The sequence below is a fragment of the Arthrobacter sp. AQ5-05 genome (genome assembly GCF_003287975.1).
Taxonomy (GTDB): Bacteria; Actinomycetota; Actinomycetes; order Actinomycetales; family Micrococcaceae; genus Paeniglutamicibacter.
Genome location: NZ_QMKQ01000002.1, coordinates 46,790 through 72,424, shown reverse-complemented (window position 1 = coordinate 72,424; position 25,635 = coordinate 46,790). Strand labels below are relative to the sequence as shown.

Here is a 25,635-nt window from a genome sequence, read left to right as displayed (position 1 = left end):
GGAGGAGAAATGCGTGTTCAGCGTATTTCCAAGGCTGTTGCAGTTGGTGCTGCGCTCGCACTGGCACTGACTGCGTGTGCGCCGGGTGGCGGAAACGCCCCCAGCGAATCGGCTACGACGTCTGCAACCAGCAGCGGCACCAACACCGTCGAACCGGCAAACTCGGGTCTCGCCGATCTTGGCGACATCACGACCAAGGACGGTGAAATCAAGGTCACTGTCGGCGCCCCTGAATTCATTGGTTACAACACCAACACCCCGCAGACCTACTCCACCTACAACTCCGCCATCGTGGACCGGGTGCTCGCCGGGTTCTCATACTTCGGCACCGATGGGGCGATCTACCCCAACAAGGAGCTGGTCTCCTATGAGAAGACCAGCGACGATCCGTTGACCATCAAGTACACGATCAACCCGGATGCGAAGTGGTCCGACGGAACCCAGATCACCACCGCGGACGCCGTGCTGGCCTGGGCCACGCAGAACGCGAACATGAAGAACGCCAAGGGCAAGCAGCTCTTCGACTCGGTCTCCGCCGACCTGGGCGACACCGTCCCGAAGGGCCCGGAGGGCGCAGCGGATTCCAAGGAATTCACCGTCACCTTCAAGAACCCCGATCCGGACTGGCAGATCCAGAGCTGGATGGGTGCCCCGGCACACGTCGTGGCCAAGCAGGGCGGCATGTCCACCGCGGAGTTCGTTGACGCGGTCCGCGCCGGCGATGCCAAGGCAATCACCAAGGCCGCCGAGTTCTGGAACACCGGCTGGACCACCAAGCCCGGAACCCTGCCGGACGCGGAGCTGATTCCGTCCTCGGGCCCGTACAAGCTCAAGAGCTGGAGCGCCGGACAGTCGGTGACCCTTGAAGCCAACGAGAACTACTACGGCACCCCGGCAGCAACCAAGACGCTGACCTTCCGCTTCATCGATGACGGCGCAATGGTCCAGGCACTGCAGAACAAGGACCTCGACGTCATTGCTCCGCAGCCGACCGTTGACACGCTGGCACAGCTCAAGGCCCTGGGCGACGCGGTGAACATCCAGCAGGGCGACACCCTGACCTGGGAGCACCTGGACTTCAACTTCCGCGACAAGGCCGTCTTCAAGGATTCCCTGGAACTGCGCCAGGCGTTCGCGATGTGCGTTCCACGCCAGGAAATCGTTGACAACCTGATCAAGCCGCTGAACCCGGAGGCCAAGGTGCTCAATGCACGCGAGGTCTTCCCGTTCCAGGACACCTATGACGAGGTCGTCTCGGCTTCCTACGACGGACGCTACGACGCGGTGGACATTGCCGGCGCCAAGAAGATCCTCGAGGAGCAGAACGCAGTGGGCACCAAGGTGCGCATCGGCTACTCGGCTCCGAACCCGCGCCGCACCGACGAAGTCGCCATGATCCAGTCCTCCTGCAAGGAGGCGGGCTTCGAAGTCGTTGACGCCGGCGACCCGAAGTTCTTTGCACCGGGCGGAACCCAGGAACGCGGCGACTACGACGTAGCACTGTTCGCCTGGGCCGGTTCCGGCCAGATCACCTCGGGCCAGAACATCTATGGCACGGGCAAGCCGCAGAACTACACCGAGTTCTCCAACAAGGATGTCGACGCCGCGTGGGAGCGCCTGGCAACCTCGATGGACCCGGCCGTGCACCTTGCCGAGACCAAGAACATCGAGAAGCTGCTGTGGGACAACCTCTTCGGCATCCCGGTGTTCGCGCACCCAGGACTGTCCGCCTCCTCGGCTGACGTCAAGAACGTGCGTCACACCGCCACCCAGTCGCAGATCGTCTGGAACGCAGAGCAGTGGGTACGCGCTGAGTAATTGCCCACCGGCAATACCAGCGTCTTAGTGTGGGGTCCGGCATACCAGCCGGACCCCACACGCCCTTGTTAGCAACCCTTTCGAGGGCACTCAAGACGGAAAGGCAAGAACCGCGCAGTGCTGAAATTTATCCTCAAGAGGCTGGGAGCCTCCATCGGCATCCTGTTTGCCGCATCCTTCCTCCTGTACGTGCTGGTGATCAACTCCGGGGACCCGCTGTCGGACCTCCGCGAATCGATCGCCGACAACCGCGACTACCTGATGCAGCAACGCAGCGACTACATGAACCTGGACATGCCCTGGTTCCAGCGCTACTGGACCTGGCTCGTGGGCGTGGGCGGTTGCTTCGCCCTCAAATGCGACCTGGGAACGAACATCCAGGGCATCGAGGTCACCGGGCTGCTGGGTGCCGCGGCGTCCTCCACATTGCGCCTGGTCGTGCTGGCCACCGTGCTGGCAGCCATCGCCGGCATTGCCGTCGGCGTCCTGTCGGCCATCCGCCAATATTCAGGCCTCGACTACGGCGTCACCTTCCTGACCTTCCTCTTCTTCTCGCTGCCGGTCTTCTGGGCGGCGGTGATGCTCAAGGAATACATGGCCATCGGCTACAACGACTGGATGAAGGACCCCTCGTTCTCCACGGTCCAAATCGTGTTGATCGCCCTGCTCTTCGGCTTCCTGATGCAGGTGTTCCTCGCCGGGAGCATACGCCGGCGGCTGGCCACCTTCGCCGTCTCCGCGGCCTTCGTCGCCGTCGTGATCCCCTACCTGCTGTGGCTGAACTTCTTCCGCTACCCGCAGCTGGGCCCGGCCGCCATCGTGGTCCTTTCCCTGGCTGTGGCGCTGAGCGGAACCGCGATGTCGGTGGGGATCCGCAACAAGTTGGTCCTCTACCCCGCACTGGTCACGGTGGGCCTGGGCCTGGTCATGTACTACGCGACCTTCTCGCTGCTGAAAGAACCCAACACCTGGGTGCTGATCGTCGGGGGCATCCTCTCCGTGGCGGTACCCGGAGCCATCGGCCACTTCATGGGCGGGCGCCTGCGCAAGACCGCGATGACCGTCAGTGCACTGACCGGGCTGGCCTTCGGCGGGTTGACGGTCATTGACCACATCTTCCGCGCCTGGCCCGGATTCCTGGCCCTGAAGCCCCGGCCCATCGGCACCATCGGATCCCAAACCCCGAACTTCACCGGGGACTTCTGGGAGACCTTCCTGGACCGCGGCGCGCAGCTGCTGCTGCCCACGCTGCTGCTGGCAATCATTTCGCTCGCGTCGTACTCGCGCTACACACGTGCCTCGATGCTGGAGGTCGGGCAGCAGGACTACATCCGCACGGCCCGCTCCAAGGGCCTGAGCGAACGCACCGTGATCTTCCGCCACGCGTTCCGCAACGCGCTGATCCCCATCGCCACCATCGCGGCATTCGACTTCGCCGGGCTGATCGGCGGCGCGGTGATCACCGAGACGGTGTTCGGCTGGAAGGGCATGGGCCAAATGTTCACCACCGGGCTGCATGCCGTGGACCCCGCACCGGTCATGGCATTCTTCCTGGTTACCGGAACCGCGGCCGTCCTGTTCAACATGCTGGCCGACATCTTCTACGCGTTGCTCGACCCGAGGATCCGGGTATGAGCGAGATCAAGGACAACGAGGAACTACGAGGTCCATCGAGCATGAAATCTGATATCGAACCCGACGAGCAGGAACTTGTCTCATTGGTTGAGGTCGAGGACGCGGAACTGGCCCGCAAGTCCAGCCAGTCCAAGAGCCAGGGCCAACTGGTCCGCCGGCGTTTCCTGAACCACAAGGCAGCCATGATCTCCACCGTGGTGCTCGTGGTCATCACGCTCACGGCATTCACCTCCATCGGATTTGCCGGCATACCGGGTTGGTGGGGACAGAGCTACCTGAAGTCCTCTTCCGTGGTCAACGGCGGGGCACCCACGTTGAGCCTGTGGCCTTCTTGGCTCGGCGGGCCCGGGTTCGCCATCGGGGACCACCCCTTCGGGCAGGACAACACCGGCAAGGACTACTTCGCCCTGGTGATGCGCGGGACGCAGAAATCCATCATCATCGCGGTGACCGTCGGAGCGCTGTCAACCTTCATCGGAGCGATCATCGGCGCCGTGGCCGGATACTTCCGCGGCTGGGTCGACGAGGTCCTGATGCGGTTGACCGACCTGTTCATCGTCATTCCGCTGCTGGTGCTGGCCGCCGTGCTGGGCCAGTTGGCCGGCTCCAAGCTGGGTGGCTCCATCTTCGCCCTGGCCCTGGTGCTGGGCTTGCTGACCTGGACCGGACTGGCACGCCTGGTGCGCGGCGAGATCCTCTCGTTGCGCGAGCGCGAATACGTCGCCGCGGCCCAGGCCATGGGCTCGAAGACCTCCCGGGTGATCTTCAAGCACCTCTTGCCCAACACGATCGGGGTGATCGTGGTCAACGCGACCTTTGCGATCGCCGGGGCGATCCTGCTGGAAACCTCGCTGTCCTTCCTGGGCTTCGGGGTCAAGGCCCCCGAGTCCTCGCTGGGCCTGCTGATCAGCCAGTACCAAAACGCATTCACCAACCGGCCCTGGCTGTTCTGGTGGCCGGGCATGCTGATCGTGGCGATCGCGTTGAGCGTGAACTTCCTGGGCGACGGGCTGCGCGATGCCTTTGACCCGCGCCAGACCAAGAAGACCCGGCGCCGCACGAAGAAGGAAGAGGTATCCGAATGAGCATCCCCACGGCACATGCCGGCGAAACCGCAACCGCCCTGAGCTTCCAGAACCTTTCCGTTTCCTTCGAGACCGAGTTCTCCGACGTGCATGCGGTCAAGGGCCTGTCCCTTGAGGTGTACCCGGGGGAGGTCGTGGCCCTGGTGGGTGAATCGGGTTCGGGGAAATCCGTGACCTCCACGGCCGCCATCGGGCTGCTTCCGCCCAACGCCTACATCACCGGCAAGGCCCTGGTGGGCGGCGTCAACGTGGTGGGCCTGGCCGAGAGCAAGATGCGCAAGATGCGCGCCACGGACATCGCCATGGTCTTCCAGGAACCCATGACCGCGCTGAACCCGGTGCTGACCATCGAGCGCCAGCTCACCGAGTCCCTGGAACTGCACGGACTGGCCTACGGCAAGGAAGCGACCAAGCGCGCCATCGAGCTGCTGCAGATGGTCGGGATCCCCGAGCCGCGCAAGCGCGTCAAGCAGTACCCGCACCAGTTCTCCGGCGGCCAGCGCCAGCGCATCGTGATCGCCATGGCGATCTCTTGTGACCCGAAGGTGATCATCGCCGACGAGCCGACCACCGCGCTGGATGTGACGGTGCAGGCCGAGATCCTGGACTTGCTCCGCGAGCTCAAGGACAAGCTGAACACCGGGATCCTGCTGATCACGCACAACATGGGAGTGGTGGCCGACCTGGCCGACCGCGTCGCGGTGATGTTCCGCGGCTCGCTGGTGGAAACCGGCACCGTGGACCAGGTGCTCAACCACCCGGTGCATCCGTATACGCAGAAGCTGCTCTCCTCGGTCCCGCGGCTCGAGGCCGTTGATGTCACCGGGACCTGGGAGCCGGAACCGGCGGAGGTGGTGGACCCGGAGCGCAAGCTGGTCCTCGAGGCCAAGAACCTGGTGCTCGAATACGATATGCGCGGCTCCAAGTTCCGGGCCGTGGACGACGTGTCCTTCGAGCTGGCCCGCGGCCAGATCCTGGGCATCGTGGGGGAGTCGGGCTCCGGCAAGTCCACCGTGGCCAAGGCCGTTTTGGGGCTGCTGCCGGTGGCCTCCGGGGTGCTGGCGGTCCAGGGCACCAACCTGGCCTCGCTGCGGCCCAGGGCCGCCCGTGCCATCCGTGCCAAGATCGGGGTGATCTTCCAGGATCCTGCCGCGTCGCTGAACCCGCGCTTCCCGATCGGCGACTGCATCACCGAGCCGATGGTGGTGCACAAGGTCGGCAACCGTGCCGAGCGCATCAGGCGTGCCGAGGAACTGCTCGACGCGGTGCACCTGCCCAGCTCGGTGATCAACCGCTACCCGCACGAGCTTTCCGGCGGCCAGCGCCAGCGCATCTGCATCGCCCGCGCGCTGACCCTTGACCCGGAACTGCTGATCGCCGACGAGCCGACCAGTGCACTGGATGTCTCGGTGCAGGCAGCGGTGCTGGAGATGATCCAGGAACTGCAGGCCCGCTACGAGTTCGCCTGCTTGTTCGTCAGCCACGATTTGGCCGTGGTGGACCTGCTGGCGCACAACGTGGTGGTCATGAAGGACGGCAAGTCGGTCGAACAGGGACGGGTCTCCGACGTCTTGCATGCCCCGCAGCACGACTACACCCGCCGGCTGCTGGCCGCCGCCCCGGTGCCGGAGCCCCGGGAACAGGCGGTGCGCCGCGAGGCGCGCCGGCTGCTGATGGAGCTGGAAAACCCGGACAGCTGAGGTTCTGCACACGACAAAGGCCGGGAAACCAAGCAACTTGGTTTCCCGGCCTTTGCGCTGCCCGCGAGGCGGGGCCTGGGGTGAAACTTCGGGAGCCTAGGCAAGCTCCATGATGAATTCCTTCACGACCGCGGCGCGGGCGTTGGAGAAGTCGGCTGCCTCGTCAATGACCTTGAAACCACGTCGTTCCAGGACCTTGATGGAGCCGATATTGTCCTGCGGGACGCGGGCACGCAACGGCCGGGTCGAGTACTCGGCGAGGAACGCATCCACGGCGGAGGTGGTGATGCCCTGGCCCCAGAAGCGGCTTGCCGTCCAGAAGCTGATTTCCGGAACCGCTTCGTTTTCGAACACCAGGATGGAGCCGGCAACCTCGCCGTTGTGCTCGATGGTGCGCACGATGACCTTGGGGTCGTTGGTGATCAATCCCCAGTGGTGGTCGAAAACCCCGCGGTCGGCCGGGTTCCGGGCGGTGAAGGCGGCCATGAGGTTGGCTTCGGGGTCCTGCTGGTGTTCGAAGAACTGATCCAGGTCTTCGGGCTGCAAAGGCCGTAGATGCACGGTCACTGCCTCTCTAGTTGTGATGGTCGTCTATGTCCTAGCCTACCCGGGTGAACAGGGCGGATGCCGCCATCTGGTTCAGCAGTTTGCGCAGGCCCGCCTTGGAGGTGCGCGGGGAGTGCGCCGAATGCGCGGTGGAGTTCAGCAAACCGAAGGCCGCGTGGGCCCGGAAGCGGATGACGGCGTTGGTTTCCTCGGGGTGGATCTGGTGCAGTTGTTCGGTCCACAGGGCGATGTAGGCGCGCTGGAGCTTGCGCACCAATTGCAGCTCCGCGGCCGGCAGCGTCACCAGGTGGCGGTCCTGGACCTGGATGATGTCGGGACGGGCCAGAGCAAAATCGGTGTGGAAGGCGATCAGCCGCCGGAGGATGTCCTCGGCTCCGCCTCCGGCCGCGGTGACCTTCTGCCCGCCGTCGAGCATGTCCTGGCTGACGCCCACCAACAGGGCAATGAGGACCGCGGGCTTTCCGGAAAAGTGCCGGTAGACCGCCGGGCCGCTGATTCCGCAGGCCGCCCCGAGGTCCTCAAGCGACACCCCGGCATAGCCGTGGATGGCAAAGAGCCTGGTGGCCTCGGCCAAGAGGTCTTCGCGTCGTTGTGCCTTGGCGCGGTCGCGATCGGTCGCAGCCGGGTCCTTGCCGTGTGCCTTCACGCCTTCACCGCTCCTTCCTGCCAAGGTCCCGCGAGCCGGCGAAAGCCGGGCGGTTCTTGGTGCTCCTGGGACACTGGACAAGTGTGCCTTACGCCACTAGCCTCGAACTCAGTTAATGATCACTAACAATACGTGGTCGCCGGACAAAGCCCAAGCGGCCCGTAACCGCGGACCGGACGGGCGCGCAGGACCGGCCGGCCGGCGCCGGCAACACGCGGCCAGCGGACCGACAACCGGCAATCCCGCATCCATGCCTACCAGCGAAAGGGGCACCGGGGAAAATGATCAACCTGGAACTCAACGAGGACTACAAGGAACTGGCCAGGACGGTGCGCGAGTTCGCCACCGAGGTCGTCGCCCCGGTCTCGGCCAAGCACGACGCAGCACATTCCTTCCCCTACGATGTCATGTCCCAGATGGGCCAGATGGGCCTGTTCGGGCTGCCCTTTTCCGAGGAATACGGTGGCATGGGCGGGGACTACTTCGCCCTGTCCCTGGCCATCGAGGAACTGGCCCGGGTTGACCAGTCGGTGGCCATCACCCTGGAGGCAGGGGTTTCCCTGGGGGCCATGCCGATCCACCGCTTCGGGACCCAGACGCAGAAGGAACGCTGGCTTCCGGCCCTGTGCTCCGGGTCCGAGCTGGCCGGGTTCGGCCTGACCGAATCCGATGCCGGCTCCGATGCCGGCGGCACCGCGACCACAGCGGCCCTGGCGGATGGAACCTGGACGATCAACGGCTCCAAGGAATTCATCACGAACTCCGGCACCGACATCTCCACCCTGGTCACCGTCACCGCAGTCACCGGGACCCGACAGAAGCCCGACGGAACCACCGCCAAGGAAATCTCCACCATCCTGGTGCCGCGCGACACCCCCGGCTACACCGTGGAGAAGGCCTACGACAAGGTCGGCTGGCGTGCCTCGGACACCCACCCGCTGAGGTTCGAGGACGCGCAGGTCCCCGAGGAGAACCTGCTGGGGGAGCGCGGGCGCGGCTACGCGAACTTCCTGTCCATCCTCGATGAGGGACGCATCGCCATTGCGGCGCTGGGCACCGGGGCCGCCCAGGGCTGCCTGGACGAGGCCACCGCCTATGCCAAGACCCGGACGACCTTCGGGAAGTCCATCGGATCGAACCAGGGCATCTCCTTCAAGATCGCGCGCATGGCCGCCCGCGTGCACACCTCGCGGCTTGCCTACTATGCGGCGGCAGCCAAGATGCTCGCGGGCCAGGACTTCAAGACCGAGGCCGCGATCGCCAAGCTGGTGGCCGGCGAGGCGGCCATGGACAACGCCCGGGACGCCACGCAGATCTTCGGCGGCTACGGGTTCATGAACGAATCCCTGGTGGCCAGGCACTACCGGGACTCGAAGATCCTGGAAATCGGCGAGGGCACCACCGAGGTCCAGCTGCTGCTGATCGCCCGCTCCCTGGGACTCCAAGGCGAATCCGGGACGCACGGGGCGAAAAGTTTGTAGGATACGAGAACAAGAGACCTCCAGGGGTTGCCTCGGCCGGCCGGCACACCGGCGCGGTGCAGGCCGAAGCGAACCGCAATGAACCGATCGGATGCGTGATGGCCATGGCCGAGCAGGGCGACGTACACGAAATCCACCAGCGTGGCCTGTACTTCGAGGAACTGGAGGCCGACGCGGTCTATGTGCACTCGCCCGGGCGCACCATGACCGAGGCGGACAACGTCCTGTTCACCACCATGAGCATGAACACCCAGGCCTTGCACCTGGACGCCGCCTACGCGGCCACCCAGCCCTTCGGCCGCCGGGTCATGAACTCGATGTTCACCTTGGCCACCATGGTGGGCCAGTCGGTGGCGCAGCTGACCCAGGGCACGCTGATGGGCCAGCTGGGGCTGACCGACGTGCGCTTCCCGCACCCGCTGTTCCCGGGGGACACCCTCTACACCCAGACGCACATCGTTGATTTGCGTCCCTCGAACTCCCGGCCCGGGCTCGGGGTGGCGACCTTCGCCCACGTGGGCCGGAACCAGGACGGCATCACCGTGGCCGAGGCGACCCGGGTGTGCCTGATGTTCACCCGCGAGGCCCACGAGAAGCTTCGCAACGGGTCCTTCGGCGTGGACGACTGGCTCTAGGCACAGTCAGCCACGCGGGCCCTTCCAGATGTAGCGCCGTTCGGGGCGCCCGGAACCGTAGCGCAGGTTCACCTGCGCCGCACCGATCTCGTTGAGGTACTCCAGGTAGCGCCGCGCGCTGACCCGGGACAGGCCCAGCAGCTCCCCGACTTCGAGGGCCGAGAAATCGGCCTCGGAAGAACTCAGGGTGGACTGAACCCTGTTCATGGTCTCGGGTCCGCACCCCTTGGGCAGTGGCTTGTCGGATCCCGCCATGCCGAACACGGCATCCACGTCCGACTGCTCGGCGGTGTCGACGGACTCCAGCGATCGGTAGGTGCGCCGGTAGTGCTCCAGCCTTTGGTGCAGGTCCTCCTGCGTGAACGGCTTCATGAGGTAGTGCACGATGCCCCCGCGCAGGGCCCTGCGCACGGTGTCGGCCTCGCGGGCGGCACTGATCACCAGCACGTCCAAATCCGGGACCGCGGCGCGCAACTGGCCCAGCAGCTCCAAACCGGAGATGTCGGGAAGATGGATGTCCAGCAAGACCAGGTCGGGGGTGATGCGGGCTGCCTCTACGAGGGCCTGGGCCCCGTTGCGTGCCACCCCCGCGACCTCGAAGCCGGGCATCTGGGCCACGAACCCGGAATGGATCCGGGCAACCATGAAATCGTCGTCGACGATCAGGACCTTGATCATGACTGTCCCTTCTTCCCGAGGTGGGCAGTGAAAACGGCTCCCTGGTCATTGGCCACGGTGACGTCGCCCCCGCGCCGCAGGCACACCAGACGCGTCAAGGCCAGGCCGAATCCGCGGCCGGCCGCGGACGCTGAGGTCTTGGTGCTATAGCCCTGGACAAAGATCTTGCCGATGTCCAGCGATTCGATGCCCGCGCCGGAGTCGTGCACCCGCACGGTGACGGTGTTCGCGTCTTCCGACAGGCGCATGCGAACGCGGCCGTCGGGAAGGCCGGCCACGGCATCGATGGCGTTGTCCACCAGGTTGCCGACCACCGTGGTCAGGTCCCGGGACAGGGTCTCGTCGACACGGCCAAGCCGTGAACCGGGGTCAAGGTCGATGCCCACGCCCCGTTCGGAGGCCAGCGCGGACTTGGCAATGAGCAGGGCGGCGACCGTGGGATCGGCGATCCGGGTGGTGACGTCATCGAGCAGGCGGGTGCGGCTGAAACTGACCCCGTCAACGTAGGAGACCACTTCGTCGTATTCCTCCAGCTGGATCAGCCCGGAGATGGTGTGCAGCTGGTTGGCGAACTCGTGGGTTTGCGCACGCAGCGTCTCGGTCGTCATCCGGGTGGCACCGAGTTCCTTTTCCAGCGTGGTCAACTCGGTGCGGTCCCGCAGCGTGGTCACCGACCCGACCACCCGGCCGTGGGATTCCATGGGCTGGCGGTTGAGCACCACCAGGCGCTCGCCGACCAGCACCAGCCGGTCGGCATCCCGCTGCTTCATGGTCAGCACCTCGCGCAAGGGAGGTTCGATGGACAGTTCGGTCAGCGTGCGGCCCTCGCAGTCATCGGGCCAGCCCAGCAGCTGGCGTGCCGCGTCGTTGGCCAGCGTAATGCGTTCACGCAGGTCGATGGCCACGACACCCTCCTTCACGCCGTGCAGGATCGCATCGCGGTGCTCGACCAATCCGGTGATTTCCTCCGGTTCCAGGCCCAGGGTCTGGCGCTTGACCCTGCGCGAGAGCAGCAGCGACCCAACGGTTCCCAGGGCCACGGAGACCCCCAGATAGACCAAGAGGTTGGGGGTTGCCTCCAGGAGGCGTTCGAATATCGACGGATAGGTCCGGCCCACCACCGCGATGCCCACGAGTTTTCCGCTGTCGGCCAGCACCGGGACGTGGGCCTCGAGCATCTTGATGCCGCTTCTCACCGTTGCTCCGGTCCAGGCCCGGCCCCGGAGTACCGTGGACTCGCCCAGCGGGAACGGCTCCCCGAGCAGGGAGGGATCCGATGATGTCACCACGATGCCCTGGGCGTTGGCCAGCAGGGACTCGCCACTTCCGGACACCGACCGCACCGATTCGGCGATGGCGGGAAGCGTTGCCCCGTAGCGGGGCCTGGCCTCCGGCAGCAGGGCCCGCACCACCGGGATCGCGGCAAGGTTCTCGGCCGCGGACAGCGAACGCCGGGACTCGACACGTTCAAAGGTCTGTGTGGACTGGGCCAGGGACATTGACAGCACCCCGGCCAGCACGGCCAGCAGGATCAGCAATTGCAGGCCAAGGAACTGCCCGGCAAGGGACAGCTTCGTGGTGCGGCCAAAGCGTGGGCCAAGGGTTTGCCTGGACACCTGCGGTCCTTTCCGTGCCCGGCAGGTCGGGGCGCCGATCGCCCGATCCGTCACGTGCCGGCCGGGAGAACTCTACCGAAGGCACGCCCGGTCACCGAATGTGAGCGTGAACACAATGAACACAACTTTCTTTGCGAACACAAGAATTGGTCCGCGGCCAAGGCGTCCTAATGTGGTCCACATCATTCATTCGTATTTGGGATTGGAATCACCATGGCACCTTCAAAGTTCCTTCGCCTGGCAGCCGTCGCCGCCGGCCTGATGCTCGCCGCCACCGGCTGCGGGGTGACCGGCACCGACGCCGGGACCTCGGGCAGCGCCTCGGCATCCGGCCCGGTCACGGGCCTGCGCATCATGGTCCCCAACAGCCCCGGCGGCGGCTACGACACCACCGCCCGGGTCGGTGCGAAGGTCATGGAGGAAACCGGCATTGCCAAGTCGGTTGAGGTCTTCAACCTTGCCGGCGCCGGCGGCACCGTGGGCCTGGCCCGCATCGTGAACGAAAAGGGCAATGCCGACCTGGGGATGCTGATGGGCCTGGGCGTTGTCGGTGCGAGCTACACCAACGACACCGCCGCACGGCTGACCGACACCACCCCCATCGCACGCCTCATCCAGGAGCCGGGCGCCATCATGGTTTCCAAGGACTCCCCGTACAAGACCATCGATGACCTGGTCGCGGCCTGGAAGAAGGATCCCTCCAAGGTCGCCGTTGGCGGAGGCTCCTCCCCGGGCGGCCCGGACCACCTGCTCCCGATGCAGCTGGCACAGGCCGTGGGCATCGACCCGACCAAGGTCAACTTCGTTTCCTACGACGGCGGCGGCGACCTGCTGCCCGCCATCCTGGGCAACAAGCTGGGCTTTGCGGCATCGGGCGCCGGCGAGTTCCTGAAGCAGATCGAATCCGGGGACGTGCGCGTCCTGGCCACCTCCGGTGCCGAGCGCCTGGAGGGCGTTGACGCCCCCACCCTGAAGGAATCGAACATCGACCTCGAATTCAGCAACTGGCGCGGCCTGGTGGCCCCGCCGGAGATCAGCGACGAGGCCAAGGCCCGCTGGATCGCCACGCTGGAGAAGATGCACGGCACGGAGGAATGGAAGAAGGCCCTGAAGGACAACGGCTGGACCGACGCATTCATCACCGGGGATGAGTTCTCCACCTTCCTGCACGATCAGGACAAGCGGGTTTCCGACGTCCTGACGGCACTTGGTTTGGCATGAAACCAGTAGCCGCATGGCTCAAGGGCCGTTCCGAGCTGGGCTTCGCGGCCCTGCTCGGGGCGGTCGGGGCCATTGTGCTGGTCGACGCCATCGGACTGAAGGTGCCCTACCAGCAGTCCGACGGCCTGGGACCCAAGACGGTTCCCTACATTGTCGCCACCCTGCTTCTGGTCTGTGCCGTCATGCTGGCCATCAATGTTCTGCGCGGCGGGGCGGCTGAGCCCGAGGACGGCGAGGACATCGAGATCGGGACCCCCATCGACTGGAAGACCGTGGTGCCCCTGGGCCTGGTGTTCATCACCAACATCATCTTCATTGACACGCTCGGCTGGGTCATTTCCGGAACCATCCTCTTCTGGGGCAGCGTCTTGGCACTGGGCAGCCGCAACTACATCCGCGACGGACTGATTTCCGTGGCCCTGGCCGTGGGCACGTTCTACGGCTTCTATCTGGGGCTTGGCATCCACCTGCCTGCCGGCCTGCTCAAGGGAGTGCTGTAAGTGGATACATTCAACATGCTGATGCAGGGGTTCTCCACCGCGGTTACCCCCATCAACCTGCTCTTCGCCGTGATCGGCGTGCTGCTGGGCACCGCGGTCGGCGTGCTGCCGGGCATCGGACCTGCCATGGCCATCGCGCTGCTGCTGCCGGTGACGTACGGGATGGAACCCACGGCCGCGATGATCATGTTCGCCGGGATCTACTACGGCGGCATGTACGGCGGCTCGACAACCTCGATCCTCCTCAACACCCCGGGCGAATCCTCGACGGTCATCACCGCCATCGAGGGCCACAAAATGGCCAAGGCCGGACGCGCCGCCCAGGCACTGGCCACGGCAGCCATCGGGTCCTTCGTTGCCGGCACGATCGGCACCGCGCTGCTGGCCACCATCGCACCGTGGGTCGTGAAGTTTGCCGTGTCCCTGGGCAACCCCAGCTACCTGGCGATCATGCTGCTGGCGTTGATCGCCGTGACGGCCGTCCTGGGCAGCTCCAAGCTGCGCGGCTTTGCCTCGCTGGGACTCGGCTTGGCCATTGGCCTGGTCGGCATGGATCCGGTCAGCGGGCAGGGCCGGTTGATCTTTGGCCAGCCTCTGCTCACCGACGGTTTGGACATCGTGGTGGTCGCCGTGGCCATCTTCGCCATCGGCGAGGCCCTGTGGATCGCCGCGCACCTGCGCAAGACCAGCAGCCACACGATTCCCGTGGGACGCCCGTGGATGGGCAAGTCCGATTGGAAGAGGTCCTGGAAGCCGTGGCTGCGCGGAACCGCCTTCGGATTCCCGTTCGGCGCCCTGCCTGCGGGCGGCGCGGAGATCCCCACCTTCCTGTCCTACGTCACCGAGAAGAAGCTTTCCAAGCACCCGGAGGAATTCGGGCACGGTGCCATCGAAGGTGTCGCGGGTCCCGAAGCGGCAAACAACGCCGCCGCGGCCGGTACGCTGACCCCCATGTTGGCCCTTGGCCTGCCGACCAACGCCACCGCCGCGGTCATGCTCTTGGCGCTGATGCAATTCGGCATCCAGCCAGGCCCGCTGCTCTTCGAGGAGGAGCCGGTGCTGGTCTGGGCGCTGATCGCCAGCCTGTTCATCGGCAACGCGCTGCTGCTGCTGATCAACCTCCCCATGGCACCGCTGTGGGCCAAGCTGCTGCAGCTGCCGCGACCGTACCTCTACGCGGGCATCTTGTTCTTTGCGACGCTGGGTGCCTACGCGGTGAACAAGCAGGCCTTCGACCTGGTCTTGCTGCTGGTGCTGGGCCTGCTGGGCTTTGCAATGCGCCGCTTCGGCATCCCGGTGCTGCCGCTCATCATCGGCGTGATCCTTGGCCCGCGGGCCGAGGCACAATTGCGCAAGTCCCTGCAGCTGAGCTCCGGCGACCCGGCGGGACTGTTCAGCGAACCTGTCGCCGTGGCCGCCTACCTGATCATTGCCTTGGTCCTGCTCTGGCCGCTGGCCAACATGGTGCTTCGCCGCATGTTCCCCAAGACGGCGTTGGGCTTCGATAGCCTCGTGGAGCCCGCATTCGCGGAACCCGAAGCCAACGAGGCTGTTGCCGGGCAAACCGGGGCGAACGCGATTCCCCAGGCCGGAGACGTGCCGGCCGACGAGCACCACGACACCGGCAACGGTTCTCGACCGCGCAGTTAGCAAGATGCTCCACCGCAAGGTGCGGCCCGCGTATCCCGGCTTGCGAAGGGAAACGCGGGCCACACCTGCTTAAGGCCCCGGAGCGGACCCGGTGGTGCTGGTCACCGGAACCGCCCGCCCATTGGTGAGCCACAGCAACAGCGGACATAATGGGTCAGGTGAACATCGCGCAGTTTTCCACCCAGACCCAGGCCACGGCATTCACCGCCCCGAGCCCCGGAACGATCCGACGCATCACGCTGATCGGATCCACCGGGTCCATCGGCACCCAGGGCCTTGAGGTCATTGCCTCGGCTCCCGACCGCTTCGCCGTCGCCGCGCTTTCGGGCGGGCACAACCTCGCGCTGTTGGCCGCCCAGGCCGTGGCCACCTTGGCCCCGGCGGTGGGCTGCGCACACCCTGACATCGATGCGCTGGCCGCGGCCATCGGCCAGGCGGCAGATGCCGCGGGCGTGCCCGGGTACGCCCCGCAACTTTTCGCCGGCGCGCATGCGGCCACCGAGATCGCCCGCTTCCCGGACGCCGACGTGGTGCTCAACGGCATCACCGGGTCCATCGGACTGGCACCCACGCTGGCCGCGCTGAATGCGGGCCACCTGCTGGCCCTGGCCAACAAGGAATCGCTGATCGTCGGCGGGCAGCTGGTCAAGGCCGCCGCCGCGCCGGGGCAGCTGGTGCCGGTGGATTCCGAGCACTCCGCGCTGGCCCAGGCGCTGCGTGCCGGCACCCCGGACGAGGTCCGCAAGCTCATCGTCACCGCCTCGGGAGGCCCCTTCCGCGGCTGGTCCGCCGAGGCGCTGCGCTCTGTCACCCCCGCCCAGGCGCTCGCGCACCCCACCTGGGACATGGGCAAGGTGATCACCACCAACTCCGCGACCATGGTCAACAAGGCCCTGGAGGTCATCGAGGCGCACCTGCTCTTCGACGTGCCGCTGGAACGCATCGAGGCCGTGGTGCACCCCCAATCCATCGTGCACTCCATGGTGGAGTTCATCGACGGCTCCACCATCGCCCAGGCTTCCCCGCCGGACATGGCCCTGCCCATCGCCCTGGGCATCGGCTGGCCGCACCGGGTGCCGGGCTCGGCCACGCCGTGCGACTGGTCCACCGCCGCGTCCTGGACCTTCGAGCCGCTGGACGAGGAGGCCTTCGGCGCGATCAGGCTGGCCAAGGCCGCCTCCGCAGCCTCGCCCACGCACATGGCCGTGTACAACGCGGTGAACGAGGAGGCCGTGGAGGCCTTCCACGCCGGGGCCATCCGCTTCACCGATATCGTCGAGACCATAGAGGCGATCCTGGAAACCTACACCCCCGAAGCCGGGGCACCGACCCTTCAGACGGTGCTGGCCGCCGAGACCTGGGCACGATCCGCCGCCGCCAAACGTTTGGAATCACTGTGAGCATCCTTCTTTTCATCCTCGGCGTGCTGGTCATGGTCGTCGCCGTCGGCGTGTCCATCGGCCTGCACGAGGTCGGGCACCTGATCCCGGCCAAGCGCTTTGGCGTGCGCGTGCCCCAGTACATGATCGGCTTCGGCAAGACGATGTGGTCCTTCAAGCGCGGGGACACCGAATACGGTTTCAAGGCGATCCCGCTGGGCGGCTACATCTCCATGATCGGGATGTACCCGCCGGCGAAGAACAAGGGGGTCGTGGGCGCCACCGACGCCCCGATCCTGCGCAAGTCCTCCACCGGCATGTTCCAGCAGATGGCCGACGAGGCGCGGCACGCGGCGGCCGAGCAGCTGCAGCCCGGCGACGAGAACCGGCTGTTCTACAAGCTTCCGGTCTACAAGCGCATCATCATCATGCTCGGCGGCCCGGTGATGAACCTGCTGATCGGCATCGTGATGATCGGCATCGTCACCGTCGGCTTCGGCCTGCCCACCCAGACCAGCACCGTCGACGAGGTCTACCAGTGCGTGGTGCCCCTGGGTCAGGAAACCACCCGGGACGCGTCGGTCAACAACGGCTGCCTGCCCTCGGACGCACCCGGCCCGGCATATGCAGCGGGCCTGCGTCCCGGGGACACGATCACCTCCTTCGACGGCAAGCCGGTCGGCAACACCGACTGGGTGCCGCTGACCCAGGCCATCCGCGGCCATGCGGGGGAATCGGTCCCGCTGACCTTTGAGCGCGACGGGGAGGAACACTCCACGTCCATCACCCCCTACAAGACCGAGCGCCCGTTGATCAACGATTCCGGCCAGGTCGTCACCGATGCCTCGGGCAAGCGCGAGACCGTCGAGGTCGGCTTCATCGGCATGGGCTCGAAGGTGGAAAGCATCTCCCAGCCGATCTCCTCGGTGCTGCCCGCGGTGGGCACCCAGCTCAAGGGCGTCACCGCCGTGGTGCTCGATTTGCCGGCGCGTGTCGCCGCGGTCGGCAAGGCCGCCTTCACCGATGCCCCGCGCGACCCCAACGGCCCGATCTCCGTGGTGGGCGTGGGACGCATCGCCGGGGAGATCAGCGCGATGGACCAGATCGGGGTGGCGGACAAGGTCGCTTCGATGTTCTCGTTGATCGGCGGGCTGAACATCGCGTTGTTCGTCTTCAACCTGATCCCGCTGCTGCCGCTCGATGGCGGGCACGTGATCGGTGCGCTCTTCGAGTCGGTGCGCCGGTTCTTCGCCAAGCTCCTCAAGCGCCCGGACCCGGGGCCGGTGGACATCGCCAAGATGCTGCCGCTGACCTACGTGGTCGCGGTCGGCATGATGGTCATGGGCGCGGTGCTGATCTACGCCGACATCGTCAAGCCGGTGTCCATTTTCGGCTGACCCGGTCAAGCGACTTGACTCGGCCCCTTGCCCACCCCGACCGGGGTGGGCAAGGGGCCGCTCTTGTTTCCCCGCCTTGCCCCGGGCCGGGAAGGGAGGCCACCGGGCCCAGTCCAAACCGATGCGGAACCGACTCCCATGATTTTTGATGGGAGATCCGCACATCTTGGGACTGGCCGGACCGGCCCGCCGATGAGGTAGCTGGAAGAGCCCGTTGTTCTTGGATGAGTGTGCGCCGAGGGACCGGTCGGTAGCGTTGGAAGCAACAAGAAGATTCAAGCGCGAAGGACCGGGCATGAGCGACTGGACAACAATCACCGCTGCCATCTCAATGGCACTGGGCGGCGACAAGGAGCGCGGGCAAGAACTCCTGATGGACTGCTGGCATGCCACAGGCCCTGATGACCATGCCCATCGATGCATCTTGGCCCACTACCTGGCAGACACCCAGATGGAACTGGACAAGGAAGTCGCCTGGGACCAGACCGCACTTGATGAACACGGCTTCCTGGCGGACGGCGATCTTGCCCCACTCGGCATCGCCTCGGCACAGGGATTGCAGCCATCGCTGCAGCTGAATCTCGCCGATGGGTACCACCGCCAGGGCAGGACCGTTCTTGCCCGGGAGCACCTGGACCAGGGACTGGCGCACGCCGACGCGCTGAACAACGACGGTTACGGAAAGATGATCCTCGCCGGCCTGAACAACCTGGCCCAACGGATAGACGCGCCGGAGCCCACATAGTAGGCAGCAGCCGATGGGTTTGGCCGGGGTGCGGGTCAACCGGCCGCGGCATCGGTGGCGCGCGGGATTCCACGCAATCGAGCCAATTGCCGAGGTTTCCTCCCGCCGCCGTTCAAGATGGATGGCTGCCCAAACCCTATTGCCCGGCTGCCGTGCGCACGTTTCCGGCCAACCGCCAATACCCGAGCGTTCCCGCCGCTGCGTAAACCGCCACCGGGATGAGCACCCAATACCAGGGCGCAGCATTGAATTCCGGTGGGCCGGGCGGCTGCACGTGCGGATCTGCTTGCACCATGGCGTTGTCCAGCCAGGACGAGAACGGAGCAGCCAACGCCACGACATGGCGATGGACGCGTACCATCCCCACGCTTCCGCAACAGCGGACCTGGTGACGAAGGTGTGGATCAGCGAAAAGCCAAGCATGAAGACAGGGAAGGGCGGGGCTACTCCGAGGATTCCCATCCAGGCGAACGAGTCGAGCAGGATGGCGATGACGAACAGCCCAAAGAGCACACCTGCTGCTTTTCCATTGCTGATCATCATGGGCCAGGCACGTCCTGCTCACTGACGATGCGTCGGCATCATGCCTACCGGGCCTCCCGATGTTGTGAATTTATCCTAACCGGCCTTGTCGGGATCGATTTGGAGAGCCACGCCCCCCATGCACCACGCTGCCCTGAACCACTTGTCATTTCCACAGGAATGGGCAGTAGGCTGGCGGCGATGACCTTCATGCCAGCGTCACTGCGTGGGCACGGCCATGGGCCCCTGCCCGGCTTTGTGCTCCTCGGAAGCCTGGCCGCGGCTTTGGTCATCGTCGGCCTGTTGTTGATGCATGGACTGAATCTGCATGGCACGCCCGCAGCCCAACACCAGGGCGTGGTTTCGGCCATTCCCACCGGCATGAACGCTGCCGACCTGAGGCACGGCGAGCCAAATGCGTCCGTCGGCTCCAACGCCGCCGCCTGTGAAGCTTGCGATCACGATGGCCACCACCCGGGAACCGCAGCCGCATGCGTGCTTGCCCTCTTCGTCACGCTCGTGCTGCTCAGGCGCCCTGCGGAAAAGCGCCTTCGGGGGACCTGGCCGACCCGCGCGGCTCCGGCTATGAGCGTCATCGCGAGTAGCCGCCCGCGCACCCCCTCCCTGCACGAGCTTTGCATCAGCCGCACGTGAGGGTGGCTCCGAATGTGCTGGCCGGCCACCGGCGGCCCGAGGCCTGCGGATCCGGCCACCAGCGGACCCGGCCTTGCCCGGGGCATCGGTCCGCGGTGCCCTTCACCCCAGCACACAGAATCCCTCCGCCGGGTTTGGCAGCGCGCCCACGGGTGGACGCCGCCCGGGCCCGGATGCCCAACAACTCTCATCCATAAGGACCATTCCCATGACTTCCACCGTCTCCGCGAAGCGGCGCACACCGCTGTCCGTCTACCTGCTGGCACCGCTGGCCATCGGCTCCCTGGTACTCACCGGGTGTGCCGGCAACACAGCTGAACCCCTGGCAACCACCTCCGCTCCCGCCGCTGATGCCGAGGCCTTCATGGCAGACCACGGCCTCGCCGGGCTCAATGCGCGCCAAGTGATCGACCGACTGGATTCCCTGCCCGTGGAGCAGCGCCCGCAGAACCTGATGGCCTCCGTGCGGCCCGACCAGCTGATGCTGACCGACGACCTCAAACGCCAGGCAGCGCTGCCGATCCCCGATGACCAGTTCTACCTGTCGTTTGCCCCCTTCCGTACACAAACCCACGACTGCCACTTCCACAGCCTCACCACGTGCCTGGGGGAAATGCAGAATGAGGAAGTGAAGGTGGTCGTCACCGATGCCAAGAGCGGAGAGACGCTCGTGGACAAGACCATGAGCACCTTCGACAACGGCTTTGTCGGGTTGTGGTTGCCGCGGGGGGTCGAGGCAACGTTGACCGTCGAAGCCCAGGGCAAGAAAGCCAGCACACCGATTTCAACTTCCTCCACCGAGGACGCGACCTGCCTGACCACGCTTCAGCTCACCTAGCCAACCATGCGCGGCCGACCCACCTGATTCCGCGGGTGTTCGCCCGCCCGGTTTCGGGCGGCGAACACCCGCGGCCTCGTGCCCGGGGTGCCCGCCCGCCACGGGGCTCCCGGCGGGCGGGCGCCGCTGCCCGGCTACGCCGCGGTAACGGGCTGGCGCAGGATGGTGCGCATCTTCTCCGGGGAGGCCTTGCGGAAATCACTGAGGTAGATCTCGTGGTGCTTGCCCTCGAGCCGGAACCCGCGCCCCGGGATGAACTCGTGGTGCATCCGTTCCAGGACCGGCCCCTCGTCGTCGAAGGAGCCCACGTGCAGGGTCTGCACGCACAGGCCCTCGGCGAGCGAGCGCAGGTGGACATCGCCCAGCCGCGGCGGAGGATTCTTCGCACCGGCCTTCTGCAGCGCGACACCGACCATGTCCCGCTCGATCCAGTCGGGCACCATGAGCATCATTCTCCAGTCCCACCGGGACTTGTCCCGGGACACCGTGAAGGAGTCCATGTCCGCGGCCCACCACAGGCCCTCCAGGGGTGGGACGACGTAGTCGCGGTCCAGCTCCAGCTTGCTGGCGAACTTCAGCTTGTACGCCACCGGGTACAGCGCCTCGAGCGCCTGGGCAAAGCCCGGGGAGGTGTTCGGGTCGCCGTGCCCGTCAACCACCAGGTAGTCCATCTCGGGAACGTCCACGACCCGGAATTCACCGGGTTTCGCCCGGTAGCCCTCGAGGGTCTTCTTGAAGTCGATTTTTGCTGCCACGGGGATTCTTTTCTTCGGGAGGCGGGACTGGAGCTTCCCTTGGCTCAGGGACGCGGGGCAGAGATGAGCCAGCGGTGGCCATCGGGGTCCGTGATGGTGGCCGAGCCCGGGTCCTGGTGGCCGGTTTGCGTGCCGCCGCCGGCGACGGCGGCCGAAAGGATCCGCTCCGCTTCTCCGGGTGAAGCGGCATGGTGCGTGAGCGTCACTCGGGAGGTGCCGACGTGCGGGTCGCCGGCGCCCACGTCCTTGGAGAGCACCGGCTCCTGCATCAGGCAGAGCCGGGAGGCCCCGTCCCGGGCATGCCCGGGCTGGCCGTAGTAGAGCTTCGGGGCCAGACCCGGGGCCACCTCGGCGACGATCGAATGGAGGCACTCGGCCATCTGCCTGTCGCCCTCGGGCATCGCGGCGATCTTGGCCGACACGTCGGCGGCATCCGCTGCGGGCTGCTGGGCGGCACTGGCCCGCTTGGCCTCGGTCTTCAGTTCCCTGGCGCGGGACTTCATGGCCGCGCGTTCCTGGGCGGAGAAGCTTGAGTCGGCGGTGGCCGAATCTGCGTCGGACATGGTCTTGTTCCTTCGTGGGGTTGTCTGGCTGTTCCTGCAAATCCATCCTACGGAGGATGTGTCCCGGTGGCCTCTCGCATCCTGACCGATTCGGATCCCGCCGGTTCTGCCTGCGAGGAGGCGGGCCCCGGGACCCGGAAGGACGCGTTTCATGGCCCCACGGTTTAGGCTGGACCCCATGAGTGTTTTCGCAGTTGAATACGTGTACGCCGCCGGTTCCGAAGCCACGCGCGATGAGCATCGCCCCAAGCACCGTGAATTCCTGGCCGGCCTTGGCGCCAACGGAGACGGCCTCGCCCTGGTCGCCTCCGGCCCCTACGTCGATGGTTCCGGCGCCCTGTTGCTGATTTCCTCCCCGACCCAGGCCGCCCTGGCCGAGACCCTGGCCAACGACCCCTTCGCGATCCATGGCGCCATTGCGGTGCTGCGGATCACCGAATGGAGCCCCGTGACCGGTGAGCTCGCTCACCACGCCTGATCCTCCAAACCCCGCGTGATCACGGCCGTTTGGCGCCGTGCCCGCGCCGGGGGCTTCGCCCTGCGAGATTTGGGCCCCGCAAGCGGGCACGCAGGGGGGATAATGGAAAAACCTTCAACACTCAACATCACGGAGGAAATCTTGACCTCGATCCCGGTCAGCCTCGGCATGCCATCGGCACCGCCACCGATCCTTGCCCCGCGACGCAAGACCCGCCAAATCAAGGTGGGCTCCGTCGGAGTAGGCTCGGACAGCCCCATTTCCATCCAGTCGATGACCACGACTCCCACCACCGACATCAACGCCACGCTGCAGCAGATCGCCGAGCTCACCGCCACCGGCTGCGACATCGTGCGCGTTGCCTGCCCCTCGGCCGACGACGCCCTGGCGTTGCCGATCATCGCGAAGAAGTCGCAGATCCCGGTGATCGCCGACATCCACTTCCAGCCGAAGTACGTCTTCGCCGCGATCGACGCCGGCTGCGCCGCGGTCCGCGTGAACCCGGGCAACATCCGCAAGTTCGACGACCAGGTCAAGCAGATCGCCGCCGCCGCCAAGGCCGCCGGCACCTCCATCCGCATCGGCGTCAACGCCGGCTCGCTGGATCCGCGCCTGATGGAGAAGTACGGCAAGGCAACCCCCGAGGCACTGGTCGAGTCCGCCGTCTGGGAAGCCTCGCTCTTCGAGGAACACGACTTCCACGACTTCAAGATCTCGGTCAAGCACAACGACCCGGTCATCATGGTGCGCGCCTACGAGCTTCTGGCCGAACGCGGCGACTGGCCGCTGCACCTGGGCGTCACCGAGGCCGGACCCGCCTTCCAGGGAACCATCAAGTCGGCCACCGCCTTCGGCGCCCTGCTGTCCAAGGGCATCGGCGACACCATCCGCGTCTCGCTCTCGGCCCCGCCGATCGAGGAGGTCAAGGTCGGTGCGCAGATCCTGCAGTCGCTGAACCTGCGCCCGCGCAAGCTCGAAATCGTCTCCTGCCCCTCCTGCGGCCGCGCCCAGGTGGATGTCTACACGCTGGCCGACCAGGTCACCGCCGGGCTCGAGGGACTCGAGGTCCCGCTGCGCGTGGCCGTCATGGGCTGCGTCGTCAACGGGCCGGGCGAGGCCCGCGAGGCGGACCTCGGTGTGGCCTCCGGCAACGGCAAGGGCCAGATCTTTGTGAAGGGCCAAATCATCAAGACCGTGCCCGAAGACCAGATTGTTGAGACACTGATTGAAGAGGCGATGCGCATCGCCGAGGAAATGGGGAACGCGGATGGAGAAAATCCTGTCCAAAGTGGCCCCGTGGTTACCGTCGGCTAGACGTAACCCGGGGGCAGGAGAGCCGCTGGCACCAGGTATCCGCGTCCTTGACGACGCGGACACCGCCTCTCTCCGTGCCCTCGTCTCCGCCGACCCGGTGGCGAACATCTTCATGGACGCGCAGCTTTCGGTCACCGGCTCGGCCCGCCCGGGCCTGGGCGGCTCGCTGGTCATCGGCCGCTTCGAGGGGGCCCTGCTGGTCTCGGCCTGCTGGATCGGGGCCAATATCGTCCCGATCAACATCACCGACGCCGACGCCGAGGAATTCGGGCTGGCCGTCAGGTCGCTGAACCGCACCTTTGCCTCCTGCTTCGGCCCCGCCGATGCCGTGATGGGGATGTGGAAGGTGCTGGCCGAGGGCCCGCAGCAGGCCTTCAGCGTCCGCCCCAGCCAGCCGCTGATGACCCTGACGGGCACCCCGGCGATCGAACCGAACCGGACGCTGCGCGCCAGCCATGCGGGGGAGTACGAGCTGGTCCTGCCGGCCTGCGCCAAGATGTTCGAGGAAGAGCTCGGCTACTCGCCGCTGGCCAACGGCGGGTCGTTCTACCGCTCCCGGGTCCGCTCGCTGATCCATTCCGGGCACTCGCTCATCGACCTCGACGAGGGCGGTGCGGTCCGCTTCAAGGCCGAGCTGGGCACCGTCACCACGCGGGCCACTCAGATCCAGGGCGTCTGGATGAACCCGGAGCACCGCGGCAAGTCCTTGGCGGCCGGCTACATGGCGGCAGTCGCCGACTATGCCCTGCGCCTGGCCCCCACCACCAGCCTCTATGTCAACGACTACAACGCCCCGGCCATTGCGACGTACCGCAAGGTCGGGTTTGAAGAGGTCGGAGAATTCGCCACCATCCTCTTCTGACCCGCCGGCACCTCCGGCGTCCACCGACCACCGACACAGCGCCCCAAACCGTGGGCGGCCGACCGGAAAGCCAGACGTGACGTCCCCACCACCACGGACCAACGAATCCCGCCCCAGGGCCATCACCGCCCTGGCCACCGCCTGCCTGCTGTTGGCGGTGGTCGGCTGCACCAACGCACCGGACCCCGCCACCCCGACCCCGACGCACCAGGGACCGGTGACCGTCCCGGGCCCCGGTGCGTCGGGGGCCACCACCGGGGAGCCGGGCGGCACCACGGAGCTGGCGTTCCTCGATGCCGAGGCGCTGAAGGATGCCGTGCAGCAATGGGCCGATGCCACCGCGGGCACGAAGGTCAACGACCAGGAGGCCCTGCGCGGCCAGCTGCCGGCGGCCGAGAAGTGGCTCGAGGGCATCACCGTGGTCCCGGCCAAGTGCGGGCTCTACGGCATCGGCAGCCTCAAGGACCAGCTGGACCAGGCCGCGATGGCGGCAGCTGTGCTTCCGCCCGAGGCCGGCGGGGACCTGACGGTGGCCTCCTACCGGGACCGCGACGCCCTGGTGGCCGACGTGGCCGCGCAGCAGCACCTGGACGAGTCCTGCGGCAAGTACACCGTCTCGGCGGACGGCCAGAAGATCACCTCCACGCTTTCACGCCTGGACGCCACCAGTTCGGCCCCGTACACCTCGGCGAGCATGCTCGAAAGCGTCAACGGCAAGGCCAAATCCCGGCGGGTCTCGGTGCGGGCCATTGACGGGCACACGATGATGACCGCCACCAGGACCGTGAAGGGGACCGTGGAGGAAACCACGGCCCTCGCGTTGGCCGACGTCGAATCGATGCTGGGGATCCTGCGCGGCATCGGGCCCGTGGCGGCTGCGGCCCAGTAGGGGCTTG

24 protein-coding genes are annotated in these 25,635 nt (G+C 66.4%); 18 read left to right on the top strand and 6 right to left on the bottom strand.

The features are described from left to right. Positions 1-9: 9 nt before the first annotated feature. The 4 genes from DQ353_RS02960 to DQ353_RS02945 all read left to right on the top strand — a co-directional run bounded on the left by DQ353_RS02960 (position 10) and on the right by DQ353_RS02945 (position 6,238). A complete protein-coding gene (locus tag DQ353_RS02960) occupies positions 10-1,818 on the top strand; it encodes an ABC transporter family substrate-binding protein (RefSeq protein WP_113761304.1) in 1,809 nt (602 codons plus the stop codon). A gap of 117 nt (positions 1,819-1,935) precedes the next feature. Further along, positions 1,936-3,453 carry an ABC transporter permease gene (locus tag DQ353_RS02955; RefSeq protein WP_113761303.1) on the top strand — a complete coding sequence of 506 codons (1,518 nt, stop codon included), beginning with the start codon at positions 1,936-1,938 and terminating at the stop codon, positions 3,451-3,453. Continuing rightward, positions 3,450-4,538: an ABC transporter permease gene (locus tag DQ353_RS02950; protein ID WP_113761302.1), complete on the top strand. Its 1,089-nt coding sequence runs from the start codon at positions 3,450-3,452 to the stop codon at positions 4,536-4,538. Before DQ353_RS02955 ends, DQ353_RS02950 begins: the two co-directional genes overlap by 4 nt. Beyond that, a complete protein-coding gene (locus DQ353_RS02945; RefSeq protein WP_113761301.1) occupies positions 4,535-6,238 on the top strand; it encodes an ABC transporter ATP-binding protein in 1,704 nt (567 codons plus the stop codon). The genes DQ353_RS02950 and DQ353_RS02945 overlap by 4 nt, the downstream gene beginning before the upstream one ends. Before the next feature lie 96 nt (positions 6,239-6,334). Here the strand turns inward: DQ353_RS02945 and DQ353_RS02940 are convergent, their stop codons facing one another. Together DQ353_RS02940 and DQ353_RS02935 are read right to left on the bottom strand one after the other, a co-directional pair. Further along, positions 6,335-6,799 carry a GNAT family N-acetyltransferase gene (locus tag DQ353_RS02940; RefSeq protein WP_113761562.1) on the bottom strand — a complete coding sequence of 155 codons (465 nt, stop codon included), beginning with the start codon at positions 6,797-6,799 and terminating at the stop codon, positions 6,335-6,337. Positions 6,800-6,836: 37 nt separating this feature from the next. Next, the gene (locus tag DQ353_RS02935) at positions 6,837-7,451 is read right to left on the bottom strand and encodes a TetR/AcrR family transcriptional regulator (protein ID WP_113761300.1); all 615 of its coding nucleotides are present in this window, start codon (positions 7,449-7,451) and stop codon (positions 6,837-6,839) included. A gap of 281 nt (positions 7,452-7,732) precedes the next feature. Between DQ353_RS02935 and DQ353_RS02930 the strand changes: the two genes are divergently transcribed. Further along, the gene (locus tag DQ353_RS02930; protein WP_113761299.1) at positions 7,733-8,932 is read left to right on the top strand and encodes an acyl-CoA dehydrogenase family protein; all 1,200 of its coding nucleotides are present in this window, start codon (positions 7,733-7,735) and stop codon (positions 8,930-8,932) included. 104 nt (positions 8,933-9,036) lie between these two features. Further along, positions 9,037-9,567: a MaoC family dehydratase gene (locus tag DQ353_RS02925; RefSeq protein ID WP_113761561.1), complete on the top strand. Its 531-nt coding sequence runs from the start codon at positions 9,037-9,039 to the stop codon at positions 9,565-9,567. A 6-nt stretch (positions 9,568-9,573) separates the two neighbouring features. Here DQ353_RS02925 and DQ353_RS02920 read toward each other — a convergent pair whose 3' ends face one another. Further along, positions 9,574-10,245: a response regulator gene (locus DQ353_RS02920; protein WP_113761298.1), complete on the bottom strand. Its 672-nt coding sequence runs from the start codon at positions 10,243-10,245 to the stop codon at positions 9,574-9,576. After that, entirely contained in the window at positions 10,242-11,816 is a 1,575-nt protein-coding gene (locus DQ353_RS02915) for a sensor histidine kinase (RefSeq protein ID WP_113761560.1), read from the bottom strand. The genes DQ353_RS02920 and DQ353_RS02915 overlap by 4 nt, the downstream gene beginning before the upstream one ends. A 258-nt stretch (positions 11,817-12,074) precedes the next feature. Between DQ353_RS02915 and DQ353_RS02910 the strand changes: the two genes are divergently transcribed. From DQ353_RS02910 to DQ353_RS02865, 8 genes are all read left to right on the top strand, one after another. Further along, the gene (locus tag DQ353_RS02910) at positions 12,075-13,082 is read left to right on the top strand and encodes a Bug family tripartite tricarboxylate transporter substrate binding protein (protein ID WP_113761297.1); all 1,008 of its coding nucleotides are present in this window, start codon (positions 12,075-12,077) and stop codon (positions 13,080-13,082) included. After that, a complete protein-coding gene (locus tag DQ353_RS02905) occupies positions 13,079-13,582 on the top strand; it encodes a tripartite tricarboxylate transporter TctB family protein (RefSeq protein ID WP_113761296.1) in 504 nt (167 codons plus the stop codon). Before DQ353_RS02910 ends, DQ353_RS02905 begins: the two co-directional genes overlap by 4 nt. A gap of 15 nt (positions 13,583-13,597) precedes the next feature. Then, a complete protein-coding gene (locus DQ353_RS02900; RefSeq protein ID WP_502696371.1) occupies positions 13,598-15,232 on the top strand; it encodes a tripartite tricarboxylate transporter permease in 1,635 nt (544 codons plus the stop codon). Positions 15,233-15,456: 224 nt separating this feature from the next. Continuing rightward, positions 15,457-16,632, top strand: a complete 1,176-nt coding sequence (dxr, locus tag DQ353_RS02895; protein ID WP_286166599.1) for a 1-deoxy-D-xylulose-5-phosphate reductoisomerase — start codon at positions 15,457-15,459, stop codon at positions 16,630-16,632. Continuing rightward, positions 16,629-18,008 (top strand): M50 family metallopeptidase, encoded by a 1,380-nt coding sequence (locus DQ353_RS02890; RefSeq protein ID WP_286166568.1) that lies wholly within the window; start codon positions 16,629-16,631, stop codon positions 18,006-18,008. The genes dxr and DQ353_RS02890 overlap by 4 nt, the downstream gene beginning before the upstream one ends. 295 nt (positions 18,009-18,303) lie before the next feature. Beyond that, positions 18,304-18,753 (top strand): hypothetical protein, encoded by a 450-nt coding sequence (locus DQ353_RS02885; protein ID WP_113761293.1) that lies wholly within the window; start codon positions 18,304-18,306, stop codon positions 18,751-18,753. A gap of 723 nt (positions 18,754-19,476) precedes the next feature. Continuing rightward, complete coding sequence (locus DQ353_RS02870; protein ID WP_113761290.1) at positions 19,477-19,929, top strand: DUF6153 family protein; 453 nt, start codon at positions 19,477-19,479, stop codon at positions 19,927-19,929. Positions 19,930-20,137: 208 nt separating this feature from the next. Next, complete coding sequence (locus DQ353_RS02865; RefSeq protein ID WP_113761289.1) at positions 20,138-20,767, top strand: CueP family metal-binding protein; 630 nt, start codon at positions 20,138-20,140, stop codon at positions 20,765-20,767. 134 nt (positions 20,768-20,901) lie between these two features. On the opposite strand, the gene DQ353_RS02860 is transcribed toward DQ353_RS02865, so the two are convergent. Beyond that, on the bottom strand, positions 20,902-21,522 hold the full coding sequence (locus tag DQ353_RS02860) for a GyrI-like domain-containing protein (RefSeq protein ID WP_113761288.1): 621 nt from the start codon (positions 21,520-21,522) through the stop codon (positions 20,902-20,904). A 44-nt stretch (positions 21,523-21,566) separates the two neighbouring features. Beyond that, positions 21,567-22,085, bottom strand: a complete 519-nt coding sequence (locus DQ353_RS02855) for a hypothetical protein (RefSeq protein ID WP_113761287.1) — start codon at positions 22,083-22,085, stop codon at positions 21,567-21,569. Positions 22,086-22,263: 178 nt separating this feature from the next. Here DQ353_RS02855 and DQ353_RS02850 point away from each other — a divergent pair, with 178 nt between their 5' ends. From DQ353_RS02850 to DQ353_RS02835, 4 genes are all read left to right on the top strand, one after another. Beyond that, entirely contained in the window at positions 22,264-22,563 is a 300-nt protein-coding gene (locus DQ353_RS02850; RefSeq protein ID WP_113761286.1) for a YciI family protein, read from the top strand. A gap of 168 nt (positions 22,564-22,731) precedes the next feature. Continuing rightward, the gene (ispG, locus tag DQ353_RS02845; protein WP_502696370.1) at positions 22,732-23,877 is read left to right on the top strand and encodes a flavodoxin-dependent (E)-4-hydroxy-3-methylbut-2-enyl-diphosphate synthase; all 1,146 of its coding nucleotides are present in this window, start codon (positions 22,732-22,734) and stop codon (positions 23,875-23,877) included. Continuing rightward, positions 23,831-24,739, top strand: coding sequence for a GNAT family N-acetyltransferase (locus DQ353_RS02840; RefSeq protein WP_113761285.1), 909 nt, complete (start codon positions 23,831-23,833; stop codon positions 24,737-24,739). The genes ispG and DQ353_RS02840 overlap by 47 nt, the downstream gene beginning before the upstream one ends. Before the next feature lie 76 nt (positions 24,740-24,815). Next, positions 24,816-25,628 (top strand): hypothetical protein, encoded by an 813-nt coding sequence (locus DQ353_RS02835; RefSeq protein WP_113761284.1) that lies wholly within the window; start codon positions 24,816-24,818, stop codon positions 25,626-25,628. The last annotated feature ends 7 nt before the right edge of the window (positions 25,629-25,635 follow it).